This window comes from Pseudorhodobacter sp. (genome assembly GCF_030452865.1).
In the GTDB taxonomy this organism is placed as follows: Bacteria; Pseudomonadota; Alphaproteobacteria; order Rhodobacterales; family Rhodobacteraceae; genus Pseudorhodobacter.
This window is the reverse complement of sequence record NZ_JAKDLJ010000214.1, coordinates 1-6272: the sequence shown is the minus strand read 5'-3', so window position 1 is coordinate 6272 and position 6272 is coordinate 1. Positions and strand designations below refer to the sequence as shown.

7 protein-coding genes are annotated in these 6272 nt (G+C 61.4%); all 7 read left to right on the top strand.

Going from position 1 to position 6272, the window contains the following annotated elements:
* The coding region (locus L0H65_RS12615; protein ID WP_301459408.1) for a proline racemase family protein at positions 1-610 on the top strand (610 nt) is incomplete at its 5' end.
* On the top strand, positions 607-2283 hold the full coding sequence (locus L0H65_RS12610; RefSeq protein ID WP_301459407.1) for an aconitase X: 1677 nt from the start codon (positions 607-609) through the stop codon (positions 2281-2283). The genes L0H65_RS12615 and L0H65_RS12610, both read left to right, overlap by 4 nt.
* A 1-nt stretch (position 2284) precedes the next feature.
* Positions 2285-3313 carry a proline racemase family protein gene (locus L0H65_RS12605; RefSeq protein WP_301459406.1) on the top strand — a complete coding sequence of 343 codons (1029 nt, stop codon included), beginning with the start codon at positions 2285-2287 and terminating at the stop codon, positions 3311-3313.
* Complete coding sequence (locus L0H65_RS12600; RefSeq protein ID WP_301459405.1) at positions 3313-4293, top strand: P1 family peptidase; 981 nt, start codon at positions 3313-3315, stop codon at positions 4291-4293. Before L0H65_RS12605 ends, L0H65_RS12600 begins: the two co-directional genes overlap by 1 nt.
* Positions 4290-4925, top strand: coding sequence for a hypothetical protein (locus L0H65_RS12595; RefSeq protein ID WP_301459404.1), 636 nt, complete (start codon positions 4290-4292; stop codon positions 4923-4925). Before L0H65_RS12600 ends, L0H65_RS12595 begins: the two co-directional genes overlap by 4 nt.
* Positions 4926-4997: 72 nt before the next feature.
* Positions 4998-5498, top strand: a complete 501-nt coding sequence (locus L0H65_RS12590; protein ID WP_301459403.1) for a TRAP transporter small permease subunit — start codon at positions 4998-5000, stop codon at positions 5496-5498.
* The coding region (locus tag L0H65_RS12585) for a TRAP transporter large permease subunit (protein ID WP_301459402.1) at positions 5488-6272 on the top strand (785 nt) is incomplete at its 3' end. The genes L0H65_RS12590 and L0H65_RS12585, both read left to right, overlap by 11 nt.

The following is a 6272-nucleotide window of genomic DNA, read 5'->3' as shown; positions in this document are numbered from 1 at the left end:
GGGGCGGTTTATTGAGGAGCTCCGCCTGACCAACGTGCCCGGCTTCCTGCATTCCGAAGGGCTGACGGCGCAGGTTGACGGTATGGGCGAGGTCGTCGTCGATGTTTCCTATGGTGGTAATTTCTATGCCATTGTGGAGCCGCAGAAAAGCTACCGTGATATGGCGGATTATTCGGCAGGCGAACTGGTGCATCTGGGGCGCAAGCTGCGCGATGCTCTGAATGCGAAATACGAATTCATCCACCCTGAAAAGCCCGCAATTTGCGGCCTCTCGCATATCTTGTGGACCGGCGCACCCATCGACCCTACCGCCCATGGCCGCAACGCGGTGCTTTACGGTGAAAAGGCGATTGACCGCTCCCCCTGCGGCACCGGCACCTCGTCACGCATGGCGCAGCTTGTTGCCAAGGGAAAGCTGAAGGTCGGTGACGACTATGTGCATGAAAGCATCATCGGCTCGCTGTTCAAAGGTCGGGTGGAGGCGGCAACAACCGTCGCGGGCAAACCCGCAATCATCCCTTCCATCGCAGGCTGGGCGCGGGTGACGGGGATCAACACTATTTTCATTGATGATCGCGACCCCTTCGCCCATGGCTTCGTTGTTAAATGATCGGACAAGCTGTCATTCCCGGTCATGCGTCGGGAAATATCCTCGCAACGGATGAGGGCTTGTCTTTTTGGGGCGGCGTTGATCCGCTGACCGGCGTGGTGATAGACGCGCATCACCCGCTGTGTGGGCAAAATATCGGTGACAAAGTGCTGGTCATGCCGACAACGCGCGGGTCATGTTCGGGCAGTGGCGTGATGCTGGACTTGGCGCTCAACGGCATCGCCCCGGCAGCTTTTGTGTTCCGGGAACATGAGGATGTCGTCACCCTTGGCGCGATGATCGCGGGCCGGATGTTTGACCGGCCTGTGCCGATATTGCGGCTCGATGCGGAAGCGTTTGTGAAGACGGCACAGGCCAAAACCGCTGAACTGACAGACCGTGTGCTTGTCATCGACGGCCAAACCATTCCGCTGCATCCGTTGCCCATCACCGAGCTGATCCTGAACCCCAGCGATCAAGCGATGCTTGACGGCGCCGATGGCCCCGCCCGCCGCATCGCGATGGAGGTGATTTGCGCCATGGCCACCATGCAAGGTGCGACCGGTTTGGTTGATGTGACTCAGGGCCATATCGACGGCTGTATCCTTGCCAATGACGCCAACCTGCGCTTTGCCGAAAAGATGCAGGAGATGGGCGGGCGTGTGACAATCCCCACGACGATCAACGCCATCTCGGTCGATCATGGCAATTGGCGCAGCCAAGGCGTGCCGCCTGATTTCGGCCTGCGCGCCGCGCGTTTGGCCGATGCTTACGTCAAAATGGGCGCGCGCCCGACGTTCACCTGTGCGCCTTACTTGCTCGACAGTGCCCCAAAGGCAGGCGAAAACATCGGCTGGTCAGAATCCAACGCGGTGGTTTACGCCAATACCGTGTTGGCGGCCCGCACCGTCAAACACCCCGATTATCTCGATCTGTTCATCGCCATGACCGGACGCGCCCCTTTGTCTGGCGTCTATCTGCCGGAAAACCGTGCGCCGCGCCGCCGCTTGCATATCGACTTGCCCGCAGGCCATGACGATGCGCTCTGGCCAATGCTCGGCTATATCGCGGGGCAACTTGCGCCCGACTGCATCCCTGTCCTGACCGGGCTGGAGGGCGCGAAACCCACGCCTGACGATCTCAAGGCGATGTGCGCAGCGTTCGGCACCACCTCCGCCGCACCGATGCTGCATGTCGCGGGTCACACGCCGGAGGCATCGGGTTTTCGGGAACCCACAGGCAGCATCACCGTCACACGCGCCGACCTCGCGCGGGTTTGGGCGGAGTTGAACACCGGCCCACAATCCATCGACCTGATCGCCTTCGGCAGCCCGCATTTTTCCATCACCGAATGTCGCGCGCTGGCGAAAATCGCCACCGGCCGCCGCGCCGAGACAACCGATGTCATTATCACCGTCGGCCAAAACGTGCTGGCCGAGATCCGCGCTGACGGTACTCTTGCGCGGCTGGAAGCCTTTGGTGCGCGGGTGATCCCCGACATTTGCTGGTGTTCGATTACAGAACCGATTTTCCCGGAAGATGCCCGAAACCTGATGACCAATTCCGGCAAATACGCCCATTACGCGCCGGGGCTTTCGGGCCGGGAGGTGCGTTTTGGCAGCCTTGCCGATTGTGTGACTGCCGCACAAACAGGCCAAGCCCCCGCCATTCCGGCTTGGCTGAAAGGAGCATAGGATGCGCAGCAGCAAAACCATTCACGTCATTTCCGCCCATGCCGAAGGTGAGGTGGGTGACGTTATCGTTGGCGGCGTTCTGCCCCCGCCGGGTGATACGATCTGGGAACAATCGCGCTGGATCGCCCGCGACCAAACCCTGCGCAATTTTGTGCTGAATGAACCGCGCGGCGGTGTCTTTCGTCACGTCAACCTGTTGGTGCCACCAAAAGACCCGCGCGCCGACGCCGCATTTATCATCATGGAGCCGGAGGATACGCCACCGATGTCGGGCTCCAACTCCATCTGCGTTGCGACTGTCCTGCTGGATGGTGGGCTGATCCCGATGACCGAACCTGAAACCACTATGGTTTTGGAGGCACCGGGCGGCCTCGTCCATGTTCGCGCTGAATGTAAGGATGGGAAAGCCGAACGGATTTTCGTGCAAAACCTGCCCAGTTTCGCTGCCGATCTTGGCGTGACGCTGGAGGTGGAGGGCATCGGCACCCTGACCGTTGACACCGCCTATGGGGGCGACAGTTTCGTGATTGTGGACGCCGATGCCTTGGGCCTGAAACTCACCGAGGACGAGGCGCATTTCATCGCCAGGACGGGTGTGAAAATCACCAATGCCGCGAATGAGCAATTGCGTTTTCACCACCCGGAAAACCCGGATTGGACGCATTTCTCCTTTTGTCTGTTCGCCGGTCCGGTCACGCGCGAAGGCAATGAACTTCGTGCGGGGTCCGCAGTTGCGGTACAACCGGGTAAGGTAGACCGCTCGCCCACCGGCACAGCCCTTTCCGCGCGGATGGCTGTGCTGCATGCCAAGGGTGAGATGGGGCTGGAGGATCGGTTGACCATCGTTTCCGTCATCGGCTCCACCTTTATCGGGCGAATTGTGGGGGAAACCACCGTGGGCAACCGCCCCGCCGTAATTCCAGAGATTTCGGGGCGCGGCTGGATCACGGGGATTCATCAACACATGCTCGACCCGTCCGACCCTTGGCCCGAAGGCTATCGGTTGTCGGACACTTGGGGCGCAAAGTAGTGTCGGGGCCGGGAAACCGCGCCCGTGAACGGGGCATCGTCATCGGCCATTTCCCTGCCGGCCCGCTGAATGGAATTACGGATGTCGCGGGTGTGCGTGTCGGTCATGTGACCCTGATCGAAGGCGACCGCACCCGCACCGGAGTCACCGCAATTCTGCCGCATGGCGGCAATCTCTTTGCCGAGAAAGTGCCTGCCGGTTTGGCCGTCTTCAATGGCTTTGGCAAGCTGACGGGGGCGACCCAGATCAGGGAGTTGGGGGAGCTGGAGACCCCTATCCTGTTGACCAACACCCTTGCCACCGGGCGCGCGATTGAGGCGCTGATCGCGCATACGCTGGCGCAGCCCGACAATGCGCGCGTCGTCTCGCTCAATGCTGTGGTGGGGGAATGCAATGACTCCCGGCTGAATGATATCCGCGCCGCGCGGCCCTCGGTGGCCGAAATGCGCGCGGCGATTGGTGCGGCCACGCCCGGCCCGGTGCGTGAAGGCGCGGTGGGGGCCGGCACCGGGACGGTGGCTTTCGGGTTGAAAGGTGGCATTGGCACCGCGTCGCGGTTGGTAAACGGCCATATGCTTGGCGTTTTGGTCCAGTCGAATTTCGGCGGCAGTTTGCGGATTGGCGGTCGCCCTTACGGTGAATTACGCCATGATGCCGATGGATCCATCGTGATTATCCTTGCCACCGATGCCCCGCTTTGCGCCCGCAATCTGGAACGTCTGGCGCGTCGCTGCTTTGGCGGTTTGGCGCGGATTGGCGCGGCATTCAGCAACGGCTCGGGTGACTATGCGCTGGCGTTTTCGACCCGGCGCAACCCTCCCGAAACTTTGAGCAACGCTGAAATGTCACCACTCTTTGAAGCGGCGATAGAGGCGACAGAGGAGGCGATTTTGAACTCACTTCTGATGGCAAAAGATATGGACGGTTTCGATGCCTCGACCAACAAACACTCTCACATCAAAGCCTTGAGGTTGCCATGACCATTGGAATTGCCGCCTACGGCCCCGGCGCCGGGGCTGCCGTTCTCGCTGCCTGGGCCAAAGCGGAAGAGGCTGGAACCGGCTCCATCCATGGCTTTGCTGTGTTCACAGTAATACCCTGCGGCTGCGGCCCCATTTCGGTTGAATGTCAACGCGGCGGGTTGCAGACGATCCGCCAAGAATGGCAGGAAAGCGGATTGTGGCAGGTGTTGGAAAGCGCGCCCGTTGCCGCTGTCATCACCTCCGGTCCTGACCGCGCGTTGCCCCTGACGCAATTTCTGGTGGCGGCGCGTGAAGGGCTGGTGACGGGGCATCGCATGCCGAACCTGCCGGGGCAGGGCGGCTTGCCGGTCAACACCGCAACCCTGCGGTTGATCGCGCAAGATGTGGACCCGCAGGTCGCGGTCGCCCGTGTGACTGCGGCAAACCCCGATCTCGACTCCGGGTTGATCGCGGTGACACCCCGCGCAATCGGATTGGCGGAAACCGCGCATGTTCAGGCCCGCACCGACCGGGGGCAGGCGCTGAAAACCGGGGTGGACCGGGGAATCGCCTTGTTGCACAACTCGATTGACCCGGTGCAGGGCTATGCCGCGTGGGTGGCTGATGCTGGCTTTGCCGCCTTCCGTTGATGCCGGAGGCTAAATCCGGTCCTTGGCGCAAGCCTTTTGGCATGGCATGAGACGGCAGCGAAAGGACAAACAATGCGACAGGCAGTCTTTTGCGTCAGTGCCGCGCTCGACCGGATCGCGCTTTGGCTTTGCCTTGCGGCGACTGCGCTTTTGACGGTGATGATCCTGATCATTGTCGTCATGCGCTATGGGTTCGGCCAAGGCCATTTGCAATTGCAGGATCTGGCGAGTTATGCCTTTGCCGTTCTGGTCGCTTTCAGCGTACCGGTTTGTTTGGCGCGCGAAGGTCATGTCCGGGTCGAGGTATTCTCTGAACACATGCCCGCCGCCTATCGCTACTGGGCCGATGTGGTTGCGTTGCTCCTGTTCCTGATCCCGGTTTTCGGGTTGCTGATCTGGGCTTGGGCGCCGCAGCTCGCCTATTCTTGGGCGATTCGGGAGGCATCGTTGGAAACCGGGGGGCTTGGTGGCTTGTTCCTGGTCAAGACAGCACTCCCGGTAGCGGCGGCGATGACGATTGTGCAAGGGATAGCCTTGGTTCTGCGGAAGAGGCAGGGGCAAGATGGTGCATGAAGGCTTTCTGCTTTTTCTGATCCTTGCGCTGTTTCTGGGCATCCTCAGCGGTATTCCGGCGATGCTCGCGATTGCGGGTGTGCCACTGGTAACGGCGCTGATCGCCGCCGCGCTGGGGCATTTCGACATCGGCTTCCTCAGCTTCTATCCCGCCCGTGTCTGGGGGGTGATGACCAACACGCTTTTGATGGCGGTGCCGCTGTTCGTGCTGATGGGGGTGCTGCTGGAACGCTCTGGCCTTGCCGAACGCATGCTTGCGGTGCTGTCGCGGATGCTTGGCGGAAGTCCGAGGGGAATCGCTCTTTCGGTTCTTGCGTTCTCGACACTGATCGCCGCCTCCACGGGGATCATCGGGGCGACGGTGGTGATGCTGGTGCTGATCTCGCTCCCGGCGATGCTGGAGGCGGGGATAAAGCCACGTCTTGCCAGTGGCATCATTTGCGCCAGCGGCACATTGGGGCAGATCATCCCGCCGTCGATCTTGCTGGTCCTGCTGGGGGACCAGATTGGAAACGCCTATCTGGAGGCGCAGCAAAAGGCCGGGAATTTCGCGATCACCCCGGTTTCCGTCGGGGATATGTTCGCGGGGGCGATGCTGCCGGGGCTGGTGCTGGTGGCGCTGTATGCGGTGTTCATCGCGCTGTCGCTGCGCCCGGCCAACCATCCGCAACCGCGTGCGCGCGAAGTGGTCCCTGCCTTTGAAATCCTGTCGGTTTTCCTGCCACCTATCCTGCTGATCCTTGCGGTGCTCGGCTCCATCCTCGCCGGAGTGGC